The organism is Serratia sp. 14-2641 (genome assembly GCF_001692375.1).
Taxonomy (GTDB): domain Bacteria; phylum Pseudomonadota; class Gammaproteobacteria; order Enterobacterales; family Enterobacteriaceae; genus Chania; species Chania fonticola_C.
Genome location: NZ_LXKR01000050.1, coordinates 7,977 through 11,517 on the forward strand (window position 1 = coordinate 7,977; position 3,541 = coordinate 11,517).

The 3,541-nt window shown below is 58.5% G+C and carries 5 protein-coding genes; all 5 read right to left on the reverse strand.

Annotation, left to right across the window (positions count from 1 at the left end):
• Nucleotides 1–1,025 (reverse strand): conjugal transfer protein TraO (gene traO / locus A6U95_RS31095; RefSeq protein ID WP_065685505.1); only part of this gene is annotated, 1,025 nt, incomplete at its 3' end.
• Between the two features lie 3 nt (nt 1,026–1,028).
• Nucleotides 1,029–2,018 carry a DotH/IcmK family type IV secretion protein gene (locus A6U95_RS18335; RefSeq protein ID WP_083196415.1) on the reverse strand — a complete coding sequence of 330 codons (990 nt, stop codon included), beginning with the start codon at nt 2,016–2,018 and terminating at the stop codon, nt 1,029–1,031.
• 8 nt (nt 2,019–2,026) lie between these two features.
• Nucleotides 2,027–2,734 (reverse strand): DotI/IcmL/TraM family protein, encoded by a 708-nt coding sequence (locus tag A6U95_RS18340; protein ID WP_083196416.1) that lies wholly within the window; start codon nt 2,732–2,734, stop codon nt 2,027–2,029.
• 8 nt (nt 2,735–2,742) lie between these two features.
• Nucleotides 2,743–3,096 carry a conjugal transfer protein gene (locus A6U95_RS18345; protein WP_065685506.1) on the reverse strand — a complete coding sequence of 118 codons (354 nt, stop codon included), beginning with the start codon at nt 3,094–3,096 and terminating at the stop codon, nt 2,743–2,745.
• 24 nt (nt 3,097–3,120) lie between these two features.
• The coding region (locus A6U95_RS18350; protein ID WP_198927311.1) for a hypothetical protein at nt 3,121–3,541 on the reverse strand (421 nt) is incomplete at its 5' end.

Here is a 3,541-nt window from a genome sequence, read left to right on the forward strand (position 1 = left end):
GTCACCGCGTTGAAGCCGTTCGTCACCACCTGCGTATTGGCCTGCGCATACATCTCACCGATACCACCAATCCCTTTCAGCAAGGCTGGCAATACAATGCGCGAGAAGTAACGGTTATTGACTTCAGTGGCGACACTCGGCATCAGACTCTCATCCTGCAGCGCATAGGCATCGACCTGATAATTGACGCCCCCAAAAGCCATTTCGGTGAAGTGGATCACCACCCCATCCCCCGCCAGCTTCGCGCCGGCAGGGGCTTTAAGCACCGCGCCCGCATAGGGACCTGACACAAACCGCCCCAACACTGGGGTGGTGCTGTTATCTGAGTCCACGCCAATGTCGATCACGCCCGGACCACGCCAGTAGGGTGGCACGACCACGGAAGGCGTAACCGGAGATCCCCCTGTTCCGGTACTGAGTGAGGCCGTCTGCATCGACATATTGCCCGGCAGGCTGGCGCTCCAGCGGCTAAAGCCCGACATGTCTCCCCCGCTCCCCCCCGATGTACTACCATCTCCCCCACCGAGAGCCTGAGCCACCTGTATACCGGTTGGCGGTGATGTCGTATCCGTTCGCGGTACCATCTGCGCCAATAAGGCGTCCAACGCTTTCTGCCGCCGTTCGTCCTGCCGCTGCCTGTCCGTATCGGCCTGACGCGAATCACTGCGCCCCTGTCGGGCTGAGGGTTCTGTCGATGGCTTTCGCGCATTCGTAGCTTGAGAGGGTAGCGTCACGGGTTCCTGCTCCAGTGGTATAGAAGCAATAAAGCTGCTATTACGCTGCTGTGCGGTCGTGACCCCTTCCTGGTTATACTGTCGAAGCAAATCCCGATACGCCGGCGTTTCTGTCCCCTTGCTGTGCACCGACGCGCCTACGCGATTGATATCAACCTGGGAGGGTGCCGGTGGCGGCGTAGCCAGCCAACTCCAGACAAAATAAGTCCCGCCTACCAATGCCACCACCGCAGAGGCCACCAGGGTCAATGTCAGCTTTTTATCCCTTCCTGCATCATTTTCACTCGCCATGTCTTACTCCAGAGCAATGTTTAGCGCGGTGGTTTTCCCCATAACGGAAAACGTCACATAGGGTGTCGCCGGCAACTTCCACAGGTGAGTACCATCTGCAGAGGAAAGCGTCGCTTCAAACTCGTCACGAATATCGGCGCGCGATCGGATGTACAAATCATCCCCCAGTTGCCATACCGTGGTGTCAGGCACGCCACCGGTAACGTTGAGCCGCCGAGCCTCTTTAGGCGGTACACCGTCAAGGAAAGACTGCAGCGTACTGTCATGCAGCCCGATGCGACTTTCAGGTATGGCCGTCGCTTTGGCCGCTGGCCCACGCCGGGGAACGCGCATATCGAGGCGACTGTCTACCGTCCAGGTTTTGGCAGACGTATCCGGTTCGCCGCTGGTGACATTCAGCACAATGGGAACGGACAACCCACTCAGATAAACGGTGATATTGCCGCTGACAAAAGGTTGCTTGGCATAAACCACCATCACCGGACTGTCCGGCACCCAGTAAAGCTGGAAGGCCGGATTACCGCTGATCGGTGCAGCGCCCAATTTCCAGGGTGCACCGGTGCTGTCGATAAACGTCAGTGAACTGGGGTAATTCATCGCCGTACGCACCAGTGGCAAACTGGCTCCCGGCGACAAATCGACGGTCAGTGCACTGATGCGTGGCACCACCGATACTGAGGGTGAGATCATGGCCCGGGTGACGTCGGACTGACGCGCACGCAACTGTCTAATCTCATCAGGGGTCAAGGGTGATACGGCCTCCTCGGCCTGCGCATAGAGTGGTGAGGGAGGAGGAAGTGGATCGCTACCGGACAACCCGGCACCATTCGGTAATGGTGGCTCCGACACGGGCCGAGCGGCCGGTGCAGCAGGCACCGCAGCCGTGGGAGTCTGACTTTGTGACCAACCTGCCGGCGCGGAGGCGGCAGGCGCCTCTGCCCAGACCGGCGTGGTCATCAACACCAGCAAGGAGAACATTAGGGTATTTTTCATGGGGAACCTCAGTTGGCGTTTGTTGAAATCATTTGGGTGACTTCAAGACCCGCCGGCTTTTCCTGAACGTCGGTGCGCTGAATGCGCAAAGTGAAGATAAACCGCTGAGCTGGCGTACTGGTTTGCTGCCCATCAAGCTTGAGTGTGACCGGGTACTGGAACTCCCAGGTATAACGATCGCCGAGTACCCCTTTGCTGCGTATGACGCCAGGCGCCACATCAACCGACAGGTTCATCCGCTGACTTTTAACTGCAGCAAGAATGTTCGACGACGTCAGTGCCTTGTTGTATCCCTCAAAACCCGGGTCAGAGAAAAGTGGCTCCACCCGGGTCATCTGCGAGCGATAGTGAACAAAGTCGAGCGTAAAGCCTTTACGCAATGCATCGGCACCAAATGCCGCAACATCCTCTGAGCTAAACGCTGGCATATTCATCGGTTTGACCGGAGTCACCCGCCCGTTCTCAGTCGCAAAGTATTTCACCGGAGGGTGTGCAACCTGCCATCCCAGATATCCGTTTAGGGAAAGCGACAGCACCATCGCCACACATAGCCACAACATGACGGTCAGGCAGCGATGGGCAAAAGCCGCCCCCAGCTCACGCTGGCGTTGCAGGGACAGGGCATGTGCATAAGCTCGCGCCTCATCGTCTGACACAGGGGGCGCCATGTTCGGCGCCAATGGCGCCACGGCAGAGTTCTGTTCTTGCGTTTGCATGGGTCTCCTTAACGTCCCGTGAACTCTTGCCACGGGTCAATGTTGCCGGGGATGTAGTCGTTGATCTTGTCAACGGCCGCCTGACAGACCTTCTCAGACACCTGGTTCATGATGTCGGCAAGACTGGGGAACGTGGGCAGTTGAATGGTGGTTGTGCGTATCCGTGACAAACAATCCTGCAACTGGTCGGAGGCATTCTGTTCTCGCGACGCCCAGGCTTCGGCTGCCCGCCGGGCCTGTTCATAACCGGCTTTGCTACCAGCTTCAGCAGCAGCCCCCGCACGGCAGGTAGAAGCAAAACTGGTAGCCGGCAGACAGCACAACGCCGCAAGCAGTGCGGCGCACACGCTTTTTTTAAACATAAAGTGTCCTTTGCGGTCAGTGAGTTATATCGGGCGAGGGTCGCCCGGCTGCGCCTTTGGCGCTGCCGCCGGCGCGGCCTTTGGGGAGGTGTTCTCATCCCGCCAACGCTCGTCAAACCCCAATCGGGAATGAAGCGCGGGCGGTAAGCTGGCGGGTGCATCCAGTTTGCCAATCCGAACCTGGCTATCACCTTCCAGCTTGAAGGCAATATTCTCGCGGGGAACAGGCTGGCCGCTGCTGCGGTTGATCCCATTCCCACAACCTACAGGCCTCGCGCCCTCCGGGGTGACCGTGTTGAACACCATCGGTGGGGCATCGTCCCGGCCAGGCAGCGTCACCAGGACATGCTGATACTGCCCCTGGTGACGTACCACACCCTGCAGGTACGGGCCATCACTGCGGACCAGATACAAATCAAGATGGCCATCTTTCGACCAACTGCTT

Excerpts from the sequence above, each read along its gene's own strand:
- A6U95_RS18345 (WP_065685506.1), bottom strand. The coding sequence starts at position 3,096 with ATGTTTAAAAAAAGCGTGTGCGCCGCACTGCTTGCGGCGTTGTGCTGT.
- A6U95_RS18340 (WP_083196416.1), bottom strand. The coding sequence starts at position 2,734 with ATGCAAACGCAAGAACAGAACTCTGCCGTGGCGCCATTGGCGCCGAAC.
- A6U95_RS18335 (WP_083196415.1), bottom strand. The coding sequence starts at position 2,018 with ATGAAAAATACCCTAATGTTCTCCTTGCTGGTGTTGATGACCACGCCG.